The sequence below is a fragment of the Aedoeadaptatus coxii genome, from assembly GCF_001553115.1.
Taxonomy (GTDB): Bacteria; Bacillota; Clostridia; order Tissierellales; family Peptoniphilaceae; genus Aedoeadaptatus; species Aedoeadaptatus coxii.
This window is the reverse complement of record NZ_KQ960181.1, coordinates 87,103-106,104: the sequence shown is the minus strand read 5'-3', so window position 1 is coordinate 106,104 and position 19,002 is coordinate 87,103. Positions and strand designations below refer to the sequence as shown.

General features: G+C 47.1%; 20 protein-coding genes, 1 tRNA gene, 1 other RNA gene and 1 other annotated feature. Of the genes, 15 read left to right on the top strand and 7 right to left on the bottom strand.

The features are described 5' to 3' along the window. The first annotated feature begins 1 nt into the window (after position 1). Positions 2–286, top strand: coding sequence for a hypothetical protein (locus tag HMPREF1863_RS06205; RefSeq protein WP_068368689.1), 285 nt, complete (start codon positions 2–4; stop codon positions 284–286). Positions 287–404: 118 nt separating this feature from the next. After that, on the top strand, positions 405–1,283 hold the full coding sequence (locus tag HMPREF1863_RS06200; RefSeq protein ID WP_083508545.1) for a DUF1002 domain-containing protein: 879 nt from the start codon (positions 405–407) through the stop codon (positions 1,281–1,283). Positions 1,284–1,325: 42 nt separating this feature from the next. Here the strand turns inward: HMPREF1863_RS06200 and HMPREF1863_RS06195 are convergent, their stop codons facing one another. Further along, the gene (locus tag HMPREF1863_RS06195) at positions 1,326–1,523 is read right to left on the bottom strand and encodes a DUF1858 domain-containing protein (protein ID WP_068368686.1); all 198 of its coding nucleotides are present in this window, start codon (positions 1,521–1,523) and stop codon (positions 1,326–1,328) included. Between the two features lie 71 nt (positions 1,524–1,594). Then, on the bottom strand, positions 1,595–1,834 hold the full coding sequence (locus tag HMPREF1863_RS06190) for a glutaredoxin family protein (RefSeq protein ID WP_068368683.1): 240 nt from the start codon (positions 1,832–1,834) through the stop codon (positions 1,595–1,597). 151 nt (positions 1,835–1,985) lie between these two features. Between HMPREF1863_RS06190 and HMPREF1863_RS06185 the strand changes: the two genes are divergently transcribed. The 10 genes from HMPREF1863_RS06185 to ilvD all read left to right on the top strand — a co-directional run bounded on the left by HMPREF1863_RS06185 (position 1,986) and on the right by ilvD (position 12,889). Further along, positions 1,986–2,492: a zinc ribbon domain-containing protein gene (locus HMPREF1863_RS06185; protein WP_068368679.1), complete on the top strand. Its 507-nt coding sequence runs from the start codon at positions 1,986–1,988 to the stop codon at positions 2,490–2,492. A 14-nt stretch (positions 2,493–2,506) separates the two neighbouring features. Beyond that, the gene (msrB, locus tag HMPREF1863_RS06180) at positions 2,507–2,938 is read left to right on the top strand and encodes a peptide-methionine (R)-S-oxide reductase MsrB (RefSeq protein WP_068368676.1); all 432 of its coding nucleotides are present in this window, start codon (positions 2,507–2,509) and stop codon (positions 2,936–2,938) included. A 78-nt stretch (positions 2,939–3,016) separates the two neighbouring features. Then, positions 3,017–5,302 carry a 5'-nucleotidase C-terminal domain-containing protein gene (locus HMPREF1863_RS06175; protein WP_068368673.1) on the top strand — a complete coding sequence of 762 codons (2,286 nt, stop codon included), beginning with the start codon at positions 3,017–3,019 and terminating at the stop codon, positions 5,300–5,302. Positions 5,303–5,455: 153 nt separating this feature from the next. Continuing rightward, entirely contained in the window at positions 5,456–5,722 is a 267-nt protein-coding gene (locus HMPREF1863_RS06170; protein ID WP_068368671.1) for a Veg family protein, read from the top strand. Between the two features lie 39 nt (positions 5,723–5,761). After that, entirely contained in the window at positions 5,762–6,589 is an 828-nt protein-coding gene (gene ispE / locus HMPREF1863_RS06165; protein WP_068368668.1) for a 4-(cytidine 5'-diphospho)-2-C-methyl-D-erythritol kinase, read from the top strand. Beyond that, entirely contained in the window at positions 6,582–7,253 is a 672-nt protein-coding gene (locus HMPREF1863_RS06160; protein ID WP_068368665.1) for a hypothetical protein, read from the top strand. Before ispE ends, HMPREF1863_RS06160 begins: the two co-directional genes overlap by 8 nt. Before the next feature lie 400 nt (positions 7,254–7,653). After that, positions 7,654–7,860, top strand: a binding site (T-box leader). 214 nt (positions 7,861–8,074) lie between these two features. Further along, positions 8,075–9,727 (top strand): biosynthetic-type acetolactate synthase large subunit, encoded by a 1,653-nt coding sequence (gene ilvB, locus HMPREF1863_RS06155; RefSeq protein ID WP_068368662.1) that lies wholly within the window; start codon positions 8,075–8,077, stop codon positions 9,725–9,727. 4 nt (positions 9,728–9,731) lie between these two features. After that, the gene (gene ilvN / locus HMPREF1863_RS06150) at positions 9,732–10,223 is read left to right on the top strand and encodes an acetolactate synthase small subunit (protein ID WP_068368659.1); all 492 of its coding nucleotides are present in this window, start codon (positions 9,732–9,734) and stop codon (positions 10,221–10,223) included. A 1-nt stretch (position 10,224) separates the two neighbouring features. Then, complete coding sequence (ilvC, locus tag HMPREF1863_RS06145; protein WP_068368656.1) at positions 10,225–11,214, top strand: ketol-acid reductoisomerase; 990 nt, start codon at positions 10,225–10,227, stop codon at positions 11,212–11,214. A gap of 1 nt (position 11,215) precedes the next feature. Next, positions 11,216–12,889 carry a dihydroxy-acid dehydratase gene (ilvD, locus tag HMPREF1863_RS06140; protein ID WP_068368653.1) on the top strand — a complete coding sequence of 558 codons (1,674 nt, stop codon included), beginning with the start codon at positions 11,216–11,218 and terminating at the stop codon, positions 12,887–12,889. An 89-nt stretch (positions 12,890–12,978) separates the two neighbouring features. On the opposite strand, the gene ffs is transcribed toward ilvD, so the two are convergent. From ffs to HMPREF1863_RS06115, 5 genes are all read right to left on the bottom strand, one after another. Further along, an RNA gene (gene ffs / locus HMPREF1863_RS06135) (signal recognition particle sRNA large type) lies at positions 12,979–13,244 on the bottom strand. A gap of 11 nt (positions 13,245–13,255) precedes the next feature. Next, positions 13,256–13,347 (bottom strand) — tRNA-Ser (locus HMPREF1863_RS06130). Between the two features lie 67 nt (positions 13,348–13,414). Next, positions 13,415–14,368, bottom strand: a complete 954-nt coding sequence (locus HMPREF1863_RS06125; RefSeq protein WP_068368650.1) for a biotin--[acetyl-CoA-carboxylase] ligase — start codon at positions 14,366–14,368, stop codon at positions 13,415–13,417. Further along, positions 14,368–14,835, bottom strand: a complete 468-nt coding sequence (locus HMPREF1863_RS06120; RefSeq protein ID WP_068368648.1) for a tRNA (cytidine(34)-2'-O)-methyltransferase — start codon at positions 14,833–14,835, stop codon at positions 14,368–14,370. Before HMPREF1863_RS06120 ends, HMPREF1863_RS06125 begins: the two co-directional genes overlap by 1 nt. Beyond that, a complete protein-coding gene (locus tag HMPREF1863_RS06115; protein WP_068368645.1) occupies positions 14,832–17,114 on the bottom strand; it encodes a helicase C-terminal domain-containing protein in 2,283 nt (760 codons plus the stop codon). Before HMPREF1863_RS06115 ends, HMPREF1863_RS06120 begins: the two co-directional genes overlap by 4 nt. A gap of 76 nt (positions 17,115–17,190) precedes the next feature. On the opposite strand from HMPREF1863_RS06115, the gene HMPREF1863_RS06110 reads away from it, so the two are divergent. The 3 genes from HMPREF1863_RS06110 (at position 17,191) to HMPREF1863_RS09375 (ending at position 18,865) form a co-directional block, all read left to right on the top strand. After that, positions 17,191–17,829: a class II aldolase/adducin family protein gene (locus HMPREF1863_RS06110; RefSeq protein WP_068368641.1), complete on the top strand. Its 639-nt coding sequence runs from the start codon at positions 17,191–17,193 to the stop codon at positions 17,827–17,829. Positions 17,830–17,984: 155 nt separating this feature from the next. Continuing rightward, complete coding sequence (locus HMPREF1863_RS09145) at positions 17,985–18,185, top strand: hypothetical protein (RefSeq protein ID WP_157065095.1); 201 nt, start codon at positions 17,985–17,987, stop codon at positions 18,183–18,185. Between the two features lie 458 nt (positions 18,186–18,643). Continuing rightward, entirely contained in the window at positions 18,644–18,865 is a 222-nt protein-coding gene (locus HMPREF1863_RS09375; RefSeq protein ID WP_232300134.1) for a hypothetical protein, read from the top strand. Positions 18,866–19,002 lie beyond the last annotated feature (137 nt).

Here is a 19,002-nt window from a genome sequence, read left to right as displayed (position 1 = left end):
TATGGACGAGAAAAACAAAGAGATCGGGAATCAAATGGCCACCGTGTGCTTTGTCATTGGAATCGGTTGCGGTTATATTGCACTCACAATCATCGCTGTTTTAAAGGGGATAGAAAGCGCGCAGTTGGATCTATTATTTTTATGCGGTCTTTTGGGATCGAAAAGTTATCGTTTCAAGGTTAATTTTAATCGACGCAGTGTTTTTAAAAACGTGGGCTACGGCATCGTTATCGTCGCTTTTTTTATTTTATTGATCGCCAATCTTCAGAGTTTTGTGATCTCTTAAAGTTTCAATTACCAAAACTTTCCTAAGCCTCTCTAAAGTATGGTCTTCGATGATGGGCGATTGTCAGGGCTATGTTATAATGGGTTTGTAAAAAATGTAAATTAATTGGGAGGATATTATGAATAAAATGAAACGTTGGGCGACAACCGCCCTTGCTGTGGCCATGGTAGCCATTGCCGCCGTGCCGGTTTTTGCCGACGCGGTGGAAGGGGATGTTATTTTATCCCTGGGACAAAACTTAACGGATTCCCAAAGGGAAGAAATGAAAAAGCGTTTCGGCGCCAAGGAAGGGGATCAAATTATCGAGGTCACCAATGCGGAAGAGCATAAATACCTCGGCGAATTTGTGCCGGAAGCGAAGATCGGTTCCAAGGCTATTTCCAGTGCCAAAATCGAGTATACGAAACCGGGAAGCGGCATTCACGTAGAAACATCGGAACGCATTAAGTTCATTACCGACGATATGTATCGCCAAGCTTTGGAAACTGCAGGGGTTAAGGATGCGGATATTACAGTGGATTCTCCTGTGAATGTATCCGGTACGGCTGCTCTTACGGGCATTATGAAAGCCTACGAAGTTACCAGCGGCAAAAAAATAAGCGACTCCGTAAAAAAAGTCGCCAATCAGGAAATGGTCGTTACTTCGGATCTCGCCAACGATGTAGGGGCTGAAAAGGCCGCCGGCTTTGTCAAAGAAGTGAAAGAACAAGTCGCCGCCAATGCGCCGAAATCGCGGGAAGAAGTACAATCCATTATCGTGAACATTTCCAACGAATACAATTTAAACCTCAGCGAAAAACAAAAAGAGGATTTAACGGATTTCTTCGATCGCCTGCGTAAAACCGATATCGACTGGAACGGCATCGCCGACAAGGCGAAGGATGCCGCCAATCAGGCAAAGGATTATTTGGGAAGCGAAGAAGGCCAAAGTATGCTGATGTCCATTAAAAACGCCATCGGACGTTTAATCGATTGGATCGCCTCTTTGTTTAGATAAGCGCAACAAAAAAACTCGCCTTGCGGCGAGCTTTTTTTGTGCTTATTTTGCTTCGATGGTTTTGTGTAAAGAGTCCATCAATTCGTCGATGTCGAAGCCGTGAACGTAAGCAGCTTCTTCTAAAGATTCCATTTGGCTGGACGGGCAACCGACACAACCCATACCGAATTGCATTAAGGTACGAATGGCTTCGGGGTATTGTCTTACTAAATCGCCAATGAGCATATCTTTTGTAATCATCTATTGCCTCCTAATGGTTTAATGTCGCATAGTGCGAGTTCATTTTATCTTATTCTAACAGGGCTTGCAAGTTAGAGCAGGTTTTCTTTCAGGTAGTCGATAATATCGTCGGATTCGTAAAGCCAAGTGTCGCCGTAGTGTAAACAGGGAACTTGTTTTTGGCCGCCGCCTTCGACGAGTTCTTCTTTGTAAGCTTTATTTTCGTCGAGGAAACGGTATTCGATTTTGTCTTCCAAATCGTTCTTTTTGATGAAGCCGATTACTTTTTGGCAAAACGGGCAAGTAGTTAATGCATATAATTTATAATCCATGCTAGCCTCCTTAAGATTCATTCGTTAATTTTATTATACCCGTGAAAAGGAATTTAACACATTTCATGGGAATGATTCAAAAAAATCTAATCCTTTTCTAATGTGGATTTTTCAATGAATCCTTATGATATGATGGACGGGAGGTGAGGTTATGGATATTTTTAACACGATCGGGAAAAGCTTTGAAGATCTATCCAACCAAGTGCGTGATATTGGAAAACGCAGCATATACGAAGCGAAAGAAGCCTCCAAGGCAACGAAGATCAAGCTGCGAATTCATGAGCTGGAGCTTAAAATTCAAAGCGAGTTCACCCACTTAGGGGAAGTGTACTATATGGAAATGCGGGAGCAATCCCATTTAACGGATACGACCAGTTCCGAACTGCTCCTCGCCATTGACGAATTGCAAAAAGAAAAACAGGCGCTGGAAAATCGGGTGATTTCCAAAGGCATCGAGGGGGAAGGCTTCGTCTTTACCTGTCCTGATTGCCATACGGAAATTGCCGAAGGCACTAATTTTTGTCCTCATTGCGGGCGAAAAATCGAGACGGTGTCCTATATTCACGAAGATCCGGATTTTGTGGAATGTAATAATTGCCATTTCCAAGCGGACAAAGGCTCTACCTATTGCCCGCGTTGCGGATCGCCCCTGGAATAAAGGGAGGAAGGATCATGAAAAAAGATTTTACGGAAGAGGAACTGAGAGAAAAACTCGGCGACGCCGCCTATCATGTGGTACGGGAAGAGGGCACGGACCCGCCCTTTGCCCACCCTTACGATAAGCTTTTCGACGAGGGGATTTACGTCGACGTGGTGACGGGAGACGTGTTGTTTTTATCGAAAGATAAATTCGACGCCGGCTGCGGATGGCCCAGTTTTTCCCGTGTGGCGCCGGATGCTTCCGTTCAAGAAAAAACCGACGGTCGCTTCGGCATGATTCGCACGGAAGTGCGCACCGACACCACCCATTTAGGCCACGTATTTAACGACGGGCCGGCTTCTCTCGGCGGCTTGCGCTATTGCATTAACGGCAGCAGCATCGACTTTATACCGAAAGAGGAAATGGAATCGAGAGGCTACGGAAAGTGGCTTAAGGAATTGTAACGTTCTTGTCGTTTTAAATTGACCGTCTACAGAGTATAATGGAATGAGAAAATGTTATCTTAGAAAATAGGAGGAATTATGAAGAAAAAATTGATGGCACTTGCCCTCGCTTTTACGATGGTCCTCGGTACGGTTTCCGGGCCGATTCAAGTATTTGCAGAAGGTGCAAGCCAAGACACAAAAACCATCACCATCCTTCACACCAATGACGTACACGGTCATATTGTGCCGCAAGTCGGTAAAGACGGAAAACTGAAGGAAATCGGTTTTGCAAAAGTAAAAACCTATGCCGACAGCATTAAAAATGCGGTGTTACTCGACGCAGGGGATGTAAGCCACGGCACGGCACTTGCCGGCGTCAACAAGGGCAAAGATGTCATTAATCTTATGAAGGCCATGGGCTACAAGGCAATGGCTCCCGGTAACCACGACTTCAATTACGGTTACGATGCCCTCGTCGGCTTTAAAAATCAAGCCCTTCCCAAGGAAGGATCCAAAGAAGGCTTCGATATTTTAGCTGCCAATGTCATTCGTGCAACGGGTGGAAATGATTTTAAAGGCCAAACCATTATCGACGTGGACGGCGTAAAAGTCGGCGTATTCGGTTTAGCTACGGAAGAAACCAAGGTTAAATCCAATCCGAAAAACACGGAAAATGTTATGTTCCTAAACCCCATCGACGTAGCGCGCGCTCAAGTGCAATCGTTGAAAGATCAAAAAGTCGACGTTATCGTCATGCTTTGCCACATCGGCATCGATGATTCCACCCTTATTAAGTCCAGTGACATTGCAAAAGCAGTGGACGGCATCGACGTTATTATCGACGGACACTCCCACACGAGATTGGACAAAGGCCAAATGGTCAACAATACCCTTATTGCTCAAACGGGCAAATACATGGAAAACTTAGGCGAAGTCAACATTACACTTCGCGGCCACGATATTATTTCTAAAAATGCCGTATTGAAAAATGCCGCATTCTTTGAAAATGTTAAAGAAGATCCTGCTATTAAAGGCATGATCGACAAGGTATTGGCAGACAATAAAGATGCCCTGGAAAAAGTAGTAGGCAAGACTGCCGTAACTTTAGACGGGGAAAGAGAACACGTACGCGCATCCGAAACCAATTTCGGTAATTTAATGGCCGATGCTATGCGCGAAATCTCCGGCGCCGATGTAGCCTTTACAAACGGTGGCGGCATTCGTACGAGCATTCCCGCAGGGGACATTAGCATGACCCAATTATGGACGGCATTCCCCTTCGGCAACACCATTATGAAAATCGAACTTACGGGCGCCGATATTTTAGAAGCCCTCGAATTCGGCGTCGGCGATGCGCCGGCTCCCAACGGTAAATTCCCGCAAATTTCGGGCATGACCTTTAAATACGACGCAAAACAAAAAGTCGGCGAACGAGTCTTCGACGTTAAAATCGCCGGCAAGGCGTTGGATCCCAAGGCAAAATATACCTTGGCCACCAATGACTTTATGGCAAACGGCGGCGACGGCTACAAGAGCTTTGCCAAGGGCAAGAAAATCGCAGATTACGGTCTTTACACCGAAGTCCTCGAAAAATACCTTGCGACAAAAGGCACGGTAGATCCCAAGAAAGAAGATCGAATCGTTCCGGCGGCAAAACACGCCACTAAACCCGAAGAAAAACAACCGGCAGAAGGCTTTACCGATATTAAAGGTCACTGGGCTGAAAAAGTAATTAAATCCGTTACGGAAAAGAAACTTTTCGCCGGCATGACCGCCACCACTTTCGAACCGAACACCAAGATTTCCAGAGGTATGCTCGTCAGCGTTTTGGCGCGCCTGGAAGGACAAGACAAAAAACAAAAAGCTGTCCACCACTTTAAAGATGTTAAAGCAGGGGATTGGTACGAAAACAGCGTCATCTGGGCGCAAAAGAATAAGATCGTGGCAGGTTACGAAGACGGCACATTCAAACCGAATCAAGCCGTTAGCCGCGAAGAAATGGGCGCTATTTTAGGTCGCTATATCGAATCCAAGGGCATTCCCTTTACCCTCGATTTGAAAGCTCCCTTTGCCGATCAAAAACACATTAGTAAATGGGCTGAAAACGGCATCGACGTTACACGTCATGCCGGCGTCATGACCGGCCGCGACGGCAATATGTTTGCGCCGAAAGCTCACGCTACCCGTGCCGAACTTGCACAAGTTATGTTCAACTTGGAACGCCTCGTTTCCGCCAATAAAGATTTAAAACCGGTGGATCATAAAGAAGCCGCCAAACCCGGCGAAAAGGCTAAAGTTGAAAAGCACGAAAAAGCAAAAACTGAAAAACATGAAAAAGCCAAAGAAGGCAAACATGAAACATCCGCTAAAAAAGCGGCATAATGAAAGAGGAGTGAAATCACTCCTCTTTTTTGATTAGACCCTTGACCGTCTTAGAATTTTGCGGTATTATATAGCGTTACTTTCCTTGACAATTTAAATCGATCATTGTATACTTGTTATATAAGTGGATGAATGGGTAGAAGGGCGGTTCACATGACACAAGTAGATATGATCAAAAACGAATTGTCGGAACATATCGGCAAGCACGTGATCGTAAAAGCCAACAGAGGTCGAAAGCGAATTGTTACGCGAAAGGGAATTTTAAAGGCAGTTTACCCGTCGCTTTTTGTCGTGACGATTTCATCGGAAGGGCTGACGGATAGAAACATCTCCTTTACCTACTCCGATGTCTTAACCTCTACGGTAAAAATTGCCATTTTAGAAGAAGACGTAGATTCGTCTGATTTAAAAATTTCGTAATAGAGCTCCTTCAATGGAGCTTTTTTATTGGGAGGAATTATGCGCGCCTTTGCAAAAATCAATGTGGGCCTTTGGATTCGCTCGAAGCGGGAAGACGGATACCACACCATCGAAACTGTTTTTTTACCCGTCGATCTTTATGATGACCTTTCCGTTGAAAAATCCGATCATTTTTCCATCAGGGGCCCTCATTTCGGGAAAGACGACCTTATGGTAAAAGGCCATAGGTTTTTAGAAAAACGCTTTGGAAAACTTCCCGTTACCATTTCCATAGAAAAAAACATTCCCGTAGGCGCAGGCTTGGCCGGGGGAACGGCGGACGGCGCAGCTGTTATGCGCGATGTGCGCGATCTTTACAAACTGCCGGTAAACGACGACGAATTCATGGAGGCGAGTGTTTCCTTAGGCGCGGATTTCCCCTATTGCTTTTACAACAAGTCCGCCATCGGCAGGGGAATCGGCGACGAACTGGAAGGGGTGGAGATCCCTTCATATCCCGTCATCCTGTTAAATCCCGGTTTTTCCGTGTCCACGCCCGAAGCGTACAGCTTGTGGAAGACAAGGGGCGAGGGCAGTGCGGAGGAGACGGTGCGCATGCTTCAAGAGGGAAATCTTTCGGCGCTGAAAGAGGTTGTGGCCAACGATTTAATGGACGGGGTCGCCGCAAAACATCATGAGATTGCGGAGATGATCGACGCCCTTTACACAGCAGGCGCTCGATTTGCTCACATGACGGGATCGGGGCCAACGGTTTATGGATTTTTTGACAGCATACCGTCACGAGACGCGGCTTATGCTATACTGAAAGAGAAATATGAGACAGTCATCAAGACGAGAACGAGAACATCAGGAGAAGGGAATGGATAGACTGGGCATCGCCTTTCAAGATATTACCGGCGCATACGTGGCCTGCGCCATTCATAAAATGCGGCCTGCATTGAATATGACCCTTTTATTCGATCCGAAGGGTTCGGTGGAGGATTTTTTAGAGAAAACCGAGAATCGCATGGATCGCATGAAAATAAAACATTACTTCACCGTCCACCCTACAAAAACGGAAGGACGGCGGGATTATTTTCGCGTGGTGAACGGCGAGGGCTATGAGGGCCTTATGTTGGATACCGGCGCCCAGGGAATGGACACGTCTTTATTAAATTTTGCCATTTCCGACGGCCTTTTTCAGCGCAGCTTCGTCTTGGATATTTTGGATAATTACATGGAGCGAATACCGGAACATACTGAAAAAGTCGTTCTGGCGCTGCCCGGTTACAGTTACAGAGCCGATGATTTTCGCCGCGCTTTCGGCGAGAAACATATTTCCGTCGTTGATCCCTTATCCCTTTGGGTGGAAAGGGATATAAAAGACGAGGGGGATGGGGATTTACGATTTTATTGGACCGCTCGTGATTTTGAATTTGAGCGGTGCGTGGAGGAAATTTTCCAAGAGCCCGTACGCTTCAGAACCTATTACAATCATCCCTGGCTTCGAGGAGAAGTAAAAAAGAAAGAACGTTATTTACGCCGTAGGTGAAAAGCCTGCGGTTTTTTATTGCGCAAAAAACGGAGAAGCGTGTGAAAAAAGAAAATTCGCCATTATTTAATTGAACAATTAAACGAAAAAGTTCAGTGAATTTATAAAAGAACACCACTAACGAAAAAGAATGACGAAAAAGCGATGCGTAAGAATTATTTATTTTCATGAAAATAAAAGAAAAATATAGTGTTATATCCCGTAATAAGTAGTACGACAGAATAAAATATAGTATGACGGCACGATTTTTTAGAGAAAAATATTATTTTTTTCGTCATGCTATAATCATTGAAGCCAGCGGATTTCAGCATTGAAATATTAAAATGTTTAGAGGATAAAATAAATAAATTGAAAATTTCCCCTTTACATCCGGGAATTATTTTAATATAATTCTGGACAATACATCGCAAAGAGAAAGACGGGAATTAAGAAAAGCCCTCAGAGAGATCCGGTTTGGTGTGAAGGATTGGGTACTATTAATTTCGAATCACTTTCTCGCTTCGCATTCGAATTTAGTAAAATGCGACGTCCACGTCACGTTACAGACGAATGAGTGATCGGGCTTGCCCGATAATTAGGGTGGTACCGCGTCATCATCGTCCCTTGGGATGATGGTGGTGCGGTTTTTTTATTTAGAAAAAGGAGGAGATAAAGTGTTAAAGCGTTGTATTCAAAAAAGTTTTGTTTTTATTTTTTCTGAGATTATGAGCGGCGGCGATCCTGATGGTTAGCTGATGATGTTGTAAATAAAATGCAATATCGAAACCGGGCTTTCAGTCGATAAAGCCCCTTAGTTTACAAAAGATGGAGGTGGAATAGAGATGCAGTTAACAGGTGCAGAACTTCTTGTTCAGTGTTTAGTGGACCGCGACGTGGATGTGCTTTTTGGCTATCCCGGCGGTGCCGTGTTAGATATTTACGACGCTCTTTATGATCGAAAGGAGCTGAAGGTCATTCGAACCAGCCATGAGCAGGGAGCTACTCACGCTGCCGACGGCTACGCCCGTTCGACGGGAAAAACCGGCGTCGTTATTGCCACCAGTGGCCCGGGCGCTACGAATTTGGTAACGGGAATTGCCACAGCTTATATGGATTCCGTTCCCATGGTCTGTATCACGGGCAATGTAAGCCAAAATCTGGCGGGGCGAAATGCCTTTCAGGAAGTGGACATTGCGAGTATTACCCTTTCCGTCACGAAACACAATTTCGTCGTGCGAAAGGTTGAAGAATTACAAGACACTGTGACGCGGGCTTTTGCCATTGCCAATTCCGGCCGTAAGGGCCCGGTCCTCATCGATATACCGAAAGATGTTTTACAAGCATCCGTAAGCTATGACGCTCCGGCGGCCTGCGAGGTGGAAAGCCTTGAAAAAGTAGACGAGGCAGATCTCGACAGATTGGCCGAACTGATCCGCAAGGCGAAAAAGCCGGTGATCTACAGCGGCGGCGGGGTAACGGCATCTGAAAGTTTTCGCGAACTTAGAAAGCTCATCGATCGTTGCAAGATTCCGGCAGTTCACACGATTATGGGCATCGGGGTACTAGGTTATGAAGACGAATTAAACCTCGGCATGGTGGGCATGCACGGCAGAGTGTCGTCGAATATGGCCATCGACGAATGCGATCTTTTAATCGGCGTCGGCGTTCGTTTTTCCGATCGGGTGGCGTTGAACGCCAAACGGTTTGCGGCGAAAGCTACCGTCGTTCAAATGGATGTGGACCCAAGTGAAATTGCAAAAAATGTAGACGTGGATCTTTCCCTTTTAGGGGATTTAAAAGATGCCCTCAATCGTTTGGTCGAAAAATTGGAGCCCATGGAACATTGCGATTGGCGAAAGAAAATTCGAGAATTCAAAGAAGAAGATTATGTTCCCGAAAAAGAAGGTTTAAATCCCTACGCCATTATCGGCGACATACGAAAGGCCTTCGATGACGATCTCTTTTTTGTCACCGATGTGGGGCAAAATCAAATGTGGACGGCCCAATATTGCGGCCGCATGAAACCTCGCCGTTTTTTAACCAGCGGCGGTCTGGGAACCATGGGGTTCAGTTTGGGAGCGGGCATGGGCGCAGCCCTGGCGCACCCCGAGGAATCGGTAGTCGTCGTTACCGGCGACGGAGGATTTCACATGAATTTAAACGAGCTGGCCACATCCGTTCGCTACGGTTTAAATCTCACCGTCGTCGTAATGAACAACCAAAGCCTCGGCATGGTGCGTCAGTGGCAAACTCTTTTATACGACAAGCGTTATTCCGCAACCCATACGGATTTGGCGACGGACTACGTCAAACTCGCCGAAAGTTTCGGAGCCAAAGGTTACCGGGCGGAAACGAGAGAAAGTTTAACTCAGGCCCTCCTCAAGGCAAGAGAACATGGCGGCACGACGGTGATCGAGGTATTAGTCGATCCCGACGAAAAAGTGCTTCCCATGATTCCGCCGGGAGGAACGGTCGACGATCGAATCATGGAGTAGAGCAATGGAAAATAATCAATTAATAAAACTTAGACTGAGCAATAATGTTGGCAATTTAAACCGCGTCGTCGGCGTGCTTTCCAGAATCGGCTCCAAGATTACCTCCATGTCCTGCTACAGCAAGCCGGAGGACGATCAGTGTGTCGTCAATTTTTCCGCCGACATAGCGCCTCGCGATCGTCGCCTGGTCTATTACCAAATCAAAAATCTGCAAGATGTTTTAAGTGTGGAAATGGTGGAGAAGGATAGCAGCCTCGTAAGGGAAAGCGCCCTCGTGCGCATCCCGACATCGTATGCAACGGATGTGGCGCTACAAGATATTATGGACACCTACCGCATCCAAGTCGTCCACCGTTCAGGGAAAAGTTTAGTCCTGGAAGTGGTGGGCAGACCTGAAAAAATCGAAGGCTTCTTAGATGCCGTAAACGAATTTAGCCCATTGGAAGTACAAAGAGGCGGCGCCATCACCATGGACCGCGAAAGAAAGGATGATTAAAATGATAAACAAATTTTACGATAAAGACTGCGACAGAAAATACCTGGAAGGAAAAACAGTAGCGATCATGGGATTCGGCTCTCAAGGCCACGCCCACGCTTTAAACCTTAAAGAAAGCGGCGTCGACGTAGTAGTCGGCTTGAGAGAAAATTCCAAATCGAGAGACGTCGCAAAAGAACATGGATTAACTGTATTGACCGTATCGGAAGCGGCGGAACGCGCCGACGTCGTCATGATGCTCGTGCCCGATGAAGTGTCTGCCGATATTTACAATAGAGAAGTGGCGCCTTATATGACAAAGGGCAAAACCCTTATGTACGCCCACGGCTTTAACATCCACTACCATTTGGTCAATCCGCCGAAGGACGTCGACGTTTCCATGGTGGCGCCGAAAGGACCGGGCCACACGGTGCGGAGTCAATTTGTGGAAGACTTCGGCGTTCCCTCCCTCGTCGCCGTCTATCAAGACTATTCGGGACACGCAAAAGAAACGGCCCTCGCCTATGCATCGGCCCTCGGCGCAGGGAGAGCGGGCATATTGGAGACCAGCTTCAGAGAAGAAACGGAAACCGATCTTTTCGGCGAACAAGCTGTATTATGCGGCGGCATCACGGAATTGATGAAAGCGGGCTTCGAAACTTTGGTGGAAGCTGGATACGAACCTGAAATGGCATACTTTGAATGTATCCGCGAAATGAAACTTATCATCGATATGATCGTCGAAGGCGGATTTAAAAATATGCGCCACTCCATCTCCAACACCGCCGAATACGGTGATTACAGAGCGGGCAAGCGCGTGATCACAGAAGATGTTCGCAAAAATATGCGCTCGCTACTCGACGCTATCCAATCGGGAGAATTTGCCGGTGAATTTATGACGGAATTCTCTTCCGGACGCAAGATCCGTTTCCTCACGACGCGGGCAAGAGAAAATGAACATCTTTTAGAAAAGGTGGGCGCCGATCTTCGTTCCATGATGAAGAGGTCGTAACATGGAGCGCACCAGCGATCGCGTGCTTCGCGGCGTCAATCGGGCGCCGAACCGAAGTTTGTTTTACGCCTTAGGCTTTACCGACGCCCAACTTGAACGGCCCCTCGTCGGCGTCATCAGCGCCTACAGCGAAATGGTGCCGGGGCATACCCACTTAGATAAAGTAAGCGAGGCCGTAAAAGAAGGTATTTTAATGAACGGCGGCACGCCGATTTTAATCCCCTCCATCGGCGTTTGCGACGGCATCGCCATGGGCCACGAGGGCATGAAATATTCTCTTCCCTCCAGAGAATTGATCGCCGATTCCGTAGAAACCATGACCGTTGCTCACGCTTTAGATGCCCTGGTTCTCGTTCCCAATTGCGACAAAATCGTGCCCGGCATGATCATGGGCGCATTACGATTAAATCTTCCCACCGTCGTCGTAAGCGGAGGCCCTATGTTGGCGGGAAAGGGGAGAGAGGGAGAAGCCTCTCTTTCCAAAGTATTTGAAGCCGTAGGGAGCGTCAAAGGCGGCACCATGAGCGAAGAGGAATTGCGAGTGTTTGAAAAAAGCGCCTGCCCTTCCTGTGGATCCTGCGCCGGTATGTATACCGCCAATTCCATGAACTGTTTAAGTGAAGCCGTGGGCCTCGCCCTTCCCGGCAACGGCACGATTCCCGCGGTTTACGCCGAAAGACGGCGGCTGGCAAAGGAAAGCGGCTTTGCCGTCATGGAGCTTTTGAAAAAAGATGTGCGTATGGGCGATATCTTTAACGCGAAGGCCGTGGAAAACGCCATTACCTGTGATATGGCCCTAGGGTGTTCCACCAATACGGTATTGCATCTCCTGGCACTTGCCACGGAAGCGGGCATCGATGTGGATTTAAATCTTTTCAATACCATGAGCGAACGGGTGCCTAATCTTTGCCATCTCGCACCGGCAGGTCATCATCACATGGAAGATCTTTACCGCGCCGGCGGCATACGAGCCGTACAAAAGGAGCTCGCGAAAAAGAACTTGCTTCATTTAGATGTTATGACGGTTACCGGTCGCAATCTCGGTGACGTCATCGAAAGCGGCGAGAACCTCAATCCCGACGTTATTCGCCCTATCGCATCGCCTTATTCGGAAGTAGGCGGCTTGGCCATTTTATTCGGCAATCTTGCGCCTAAAGGTTGCGTCGTCAAGCGAAGTGCCGTCAGCAATAAAATGCTGACCCATAAAGGTCCTGCCCGCGTCTTCGATTCGGAAGACGAGGCCATCGAGGCGATTTATGGGGGCGACATCCGAAAAGGGGATGTGGTCGTCATTCGCTACGAAGGCCCGAAGGGCGGGCCGGGTATGCGGGAAATGTTAAATCCCACATCGGCCCTTGCGGGTATGGGGCTCGATGAATCGGTGGCATTAATTACCGACGGTCGTTTTTCAGGCGCTTCCCGCGGCGCCTCCATCGGCCACGTGTCTCCGGAAGCGGCTCTGGGCGGCATCATCGCCTTGGTAGAAGAAGGGGATTTAATCGAAATCGACATTCCCAATTACAGTATTCACTTGGTCGTAGATGATGACGAACTCGAAGCACGACGCGAAAAATTTCAACCGAAAGAGCTGAGCCCCGTTAAAGGGTGGTTGAAACGCTATCGCGGCCTCGTCACCACATCGGACAAGGGAGCAGTTCTCGATATGTATGAATAGATAGAATGAGAAAAAGGTCTGCGTCACGGACGTAGACCTTTTCTCTGCGCAAAAAAAGAGCGGCTATGCCGCTCCCTTTTTATATGTAACCATGCACCCGACGTTGCATTTAATCTCCACACGTTACCGAAATAGTTAACTCAGAGAAGGCTAATCTGCGTCACATAGACTGACTTACTTAGTGCTGCTTCCGTCAAGACCTGACACGGTTCGCAAGGGTCTATTGCGCAGGACCTGCTCATCAACATCACTTGTTTCGGGCAGACTGCAAAAAAATAAATGCTATGCCGGGAATTCAATCTTGCTATAGCGGACTGCAAGTTACAGGGAACCGCTAACTCCCCATCTAGCATGGCAAACTTTTCCTGGCGGAGAGAGGGGGATTCGAACCCCCGATACGCTATTAACGTATACCCGCTTTCCAGGCGAGCGCCTTAAACCAACTCAACCATCTCTCCATTGGATTACAGTATATAATTATATGGAAGGTGGCGTGTTTTGTCAAGGGTGATCGCTCAAAAAGATTTACCAGTCGCCGCGAATGGAAATGGCGCCGGCTGTAAGGGTCATGTGAGAACCGCCGACTTTCACGACGAGTCCGCCGTCGTCGTCGATGTTTTCCACCGTGCCCGTGTATTCGATATCTTTTTTAGAGAAGGATACGGTCTTGCCGATGGTTAAATTGTATTTTCTGTAATCGTCCAGGATTTCTTTTTTCGGGCGGGTGCACCAAGAATAGAGGGCATTTATAAAATCAGCCGCCAATTGATTGCGCGAAAGTTTGCTTTCGCCGATGGATCCGGCATTTAACAGCTCTTTTTTATCGAATGTTTCCCTGGATGTGTCGGTATTAATGCCGACGCCCACCACATAACGCGGCGAAGAGGATGAGAAATTAGCTTCCGTTAAGATGCCGACGATTTTTTTATGGTCTAAGTAAAGGTCGTTGACCCATTTGATTAAGACGGGCTTTTCAGTTTGCTTACCGATGGCTTCCCGTGCGGCGACGGCAGCGATGATCGTCAACAGTTCCGGGGTAAAATCATCCGATCCTTTTAAAATAGTGGAAAGGTAGAGGCCGCTACCGAAGGGGGAGAGGAAAGATTTCCCCACCCTTCCCTTGCCGGCGGTTTGTTCTTCCGCCACCATAAAGGAGAAAGAGGGAAGGGGGTTTTCGTCGTCTCGGCGAAAGATTTCGTCATTGGTGGAGTCGACGGATTGCTCCACGAGCACGTCGATATCTTTAAGTTCCTTCATTAAATATGAGGTGATTTTTTCTTTTGCGAGAGGTTCGTAATCTCGGTTTAAGCGATAGCCCCGATTGGTAACCGCTTCAATATGAAAGCCCGCTTTTCGCAAATCGCGAATGGATTGCCACACGGCGGCGCGAGTAATGTGGAGGGTTTCGGCCAGTTCCTCACCGGAGAGGAAATCATCGGCTTCCTGTAGTTGTTTTAAAATGTAGTCTTTATTTTTCATTATGCCATCCCCGGATAATCTAATTGACGAAGTGCTTCGAATAAAATAATGTTCACGGATACGGAAAGGTTTAAACTTCTGCCGAAATCTTTCAGCATGGGAATGCGAATGGCGTGGTCGTAATTCGCCTTAATCAGCTCCTCGGGAAGCCCCTTCGTTTCTTTTCCGAAGACGAGAAAATCCCCGTCTTGAAATTCCACGTCGCAGTAGCGTTTTTCCGCTTTCGTGCTGGCGAAGAAGAAGCGGTGATCTTTGTATTCCTCAAACACTTCGTCGATGCTGTCGTGGTAGTGAATGTCCACGAGATGCCAATAATCCAATCCGCTGCGTTTTAAATATTTGTCGTCGGTTGAAAAGCCGAGGGGGCGCACCAAGTGGAGCACGCTCTTCGTAAGGCCGCAGCTTCTGGCGATGGCGCCGGTGTTGTGGGGAATTTCAGGTTCTACTAAACAAATATGCAATGTCATACTGACCTCCAAAAGTCTTTTATTTTATCCGCCATTTCCTCGGGGGAGCGGACGGTTTGTATGTGCCATTCACGGGGCAAGAGGGCGCATATATCCTTTCGGGCGAAGCGATCGTCTAAGAGGAGAAGCTGTCCTCTATCCTTTTCCGTGCGAATAATGCGACCGGCGGCCTGCACCACTTTCGTAATGCCGGGATAAAGATAGGCGTAGGCGTAGCCGTCTTTTCCCATGTCGTTAAAGCGATTTTTAATCAGCTCCCGCTCCGGGGAAAGGCCCGGAAGGGAGAGGGTTAATATGCTTACGCCATGAAGTGCATCTCCTGCGAGATCGATCCCCTCGGAAAAAGCACCGCCCATGACGGCGTAGCCGTGGACGGTTTCGTCGCCGAAAAATCGCCCGATGAAATCCTGCCGATCCCTTTCGGTCATGGACCGTTCCTGATCCAGGCGATAGGGATCTTTTATTCCCTCGAGGACCTGATCTTTGTAGGCGTAAGAGGGGAAGAAATGGATTAAATTTCCCTCGGATCTTTCGGAAAATGTACGCAGGTAATCCTGCACCAAAGGCAGTGTCTTTTCTCTGTCGCGGTATTTTGTGGAAACCGAGGGCGGGTGCAGGACGAGGAGATGATCGGGGTCGAAGGGCGAGGGCAATATCAAGTGGTGCGCTTCTTCGCCGCCACCTAAAATATCTTTATGGTAACTCATGGGCGAAAGAGTGGCGGAAAAGTAGACGACACCACCGAAGAGATTTTTCCGCTCCCATAAAACTTGAGAGGGATCCAAACAGAGAATGGAAAGGGTGCCGTTTTCAGGCACGAAATAAGTAAAGCGCCTTTGATTGTAGTAAAGGTTTCGATTCTGCCAATCTAAAATGGCGAAGTAAAGGTTCATCCATTCATCCGGCGGCTCTTCCGTGGCGCGGGCCAATACTTTCGCCATGGCCTCTTCCAAATCGTCGAGAGCATTGTGAAAAACATCGGGCAAATCGGCCAGGGGAAGAGGTGCGGTATTCGTCAGCTCCTGAAAAACACGTCGGAAAGCTTTCGCCTCTCGCTTAACCACCTTGTCCTTAAAGGTAACGTCGTCTATCAGGCGAAGGGAAAGCTCGGCGGAATACATATCCCGGGCGCGATCAATTAAATTGTGGGACTCGTCGATTAAAAGAGTGGTGGCCTTCGTGCGATCTCTATCTTCCATGAGCCGCTCCAAATACGTTTTCGGGTGGAAGATGTAATTGTAATCGCCTACCATGATCTGCGCAAAATTGCTTAGATCCAGCCCGAACTCGAAGGGGCAGAGTGTGTGCTTTTCGCTGTATGCTCGAATCGTATCGCCGTCGAAAATATCTTCGTGATCGTATATGGCGAGGATGCCGCCGAGCAGGCGATCGTAATGGCCCTTGGCATAGGGGCAAGCTTCCGGCCGGCAGTCCAGGGAATCGTTGAGGCACGCCTTTTCCTTCGCCACCAGCTCCACAGATTTCATACGGAGGCCATGGGTTTTTAAAAAAGCGAGGGTTTCCACGGCCACGGTTTTTTGCGTGGAACGACCGGTGGCGTAGAAAATTTCTTCCGTCATTCCTTCGCCGATGCCCTTAATGGCGGGGAAGAGAGCGGCCAGGGTTTTGCCGATGCCCGTCGGCGCCTGAATGAAAATAGTTTCTTTCGCCTGCACCATATTATACACTGAAACCGCCATATCACGTTGTCCGGGGCGAAAATCGCCGTAGGGAAAGGCGAGGGATTTGGCGGAGGATGTCATGATCTCTTGAAACGATTCCAAACGGCTTTGGATTTTCACGAGTCGCTCCATGACGTCGTTCATAAACTCCGCGAGCTCTTCGCGCGTCAACACTTTTTCGTAGCGAAACACGCTTTCGTCTTCCACTCGAATATAGGTTAAGCGGAGGGTTACCTCGTCGAGATCCCGTTGTTGGGCATAGAGGTAGCCATAGCATTTCAACTGCGCCCAGTGAAGGGAATTGGGTCGTTCATCGATGGCTTCTTTCGTGTAAATAGTAGATTTAATTTCGTCGAGGATGTGGCGTTCTCTATTGATGCCGTCGATGCGGCCCTCTAAAAAAATAGAGGTTTCGCCGTAATGTACCTCGCCTGAAATGGTGACTTCCGATTCGAAGCCGTCTGTATATTGATTTTGTAATTTCTGATGGAGCCGAATGCCTTCCAGGGCGCGACGATTGGAAAAGAGTCCGTTGTCGATGTCGCCGCTGCGCATGGTAAATTCCACGAGCTTTCGAACCGACCAGCGATTGTTCATAGGATCACCCCCTCTATTATACACGAGGTATATAAAAACATGTGGCCATGCTATAATAAGGTAATCGGAGGTTGCCATGGACATTCAGAAAAGACAAAAATTAATTCAATATGGAAAGAAAATGGTGGAAAACAATCTAACGTTTAGCACGGGAGGAAATCTTTCCATCCGAATCGACGACCGCAGTTTTTTGATTACGCCGTCGGGCATGGCATATGAATCGTTAAAAGAGCGGGATCTCGTGGTAATGACGTCCGAAGGCGAAATACTAAAAGGCGATCGAAAGCCTTCGTCGGAATGGCATATGCACGGGGCTATTTACAATGCCCGGCCGGAGATTAAAGTCTTGATCCATACCCATTCGCCCTATGTAAGCGTAGTGTCCTCACTGGGAGAAGAGTTGCCGCCCATTAGTTATTTAATCGCATCGGCGGGCACCCGTATCGTTCCCTTTGCGCGGTACGAAACCTTCGGCACGAAAGAACTGGGCGAGGCGGCGGTAGAGGCTATGGGCGATTGCAAAGCGGTTATGCTGGCAAACCACGGGCTCATTGCCGGAGGGGATACGTTGGCGCAGGCTTTCAGCTTGGCACAGGAAATTGAATTTTGTGCCTTCATGTACGTCACCGCCCTTTCCACGGGAAAGAAGATAAACTTTATTCCCGATGACAAAATGGACGAGGTCATCGAAAAATTTAAAGGCTACGGCCAGTAGAGATATTTTTTTGTGGAAAAAGTAAGTGGTTCGATTGTGGCATCAAATATTCATTTACTGAAACGTCGGAGATATAAGTATATAAAAAGGTCGCTTTCTCTGAATAAAGTTATAACATAGCGCCTATCGAGCTGAGTGGAGATGACCCAAAAGAGGTGGCGCTAGTTGAAGCTGTGAAGGAAAGTATCCAAATCGCTCAGAAAAATTATGATAAAACCATTCACACGAAGTATTTTTATCCTTTTATTTCAGATTCTTCTTTTATGAAAGTAGATGATGATGAAGAAGGACTCTCAGCACTTAGAAAAACATGCCGGCATGGGGAACTAAATATGAGCACCCTACAGAAGCTGTAAGAACAATCGATGTTCCCGTAGTCAATATAGGAACAGTCGGCTATGACGGGCATAAGGTAACGGAAAGAGTAGATATGGATTATACTTTTCGCGTTGTCCCGGAGATGGTCTATGGAACGGTAAAAAAATTTTGGGATAGAACAATTGAAATAAGATACGTTTTATGATGAGGGAATATCAGCTACCAATACCAAAAAGCGTGATGGTTTTAAGCGAATGGTAAAAGATGCCCTTGATGGAAGTAAGTTAGAATTAAATAGACAGAAAAGCAGAAAGGCACTTCACAAAAATTGGTGAGGTGTCTTTTTGTGATTTATAGGTAGCATATGGGATAGTATAATATTAATATGAATTAGAATTAATAGGATGAATCCTATAAAATTTGTACGAGTATTCTCGGGTAAGAAAATAAATATTCCTCTATACTAAAATAAACCGAAAGAAGGGAGGTAAATAAAATGAATATTATAAAAGCATTTAACGATACGATTGATTATATTGAAACTGTTCTTGATGATGAAATAGATGAAAAGAAGGTAACTCACTTATCTGGATATTCTTATTCTATGTTTAGTCGCTTGTTTTCTATCTTAACTGAAATCACTCTTTCAGAATATTTAAGAAGTAGAAGATTAACAGAAGCTGCAATTTCATTAAGAGATACAGATGAAAAATTATAGATATTGCATTTAAGTTTAGATATGAGTCATCAGATTCATTTGGAACAGCATTTAAGAATTTTCATGGATATACCCCTTCAGAGGTTAGGAATGGTAAACCATTTAAACTAGTTTCACGAGTGCAATTAGCATTAAGT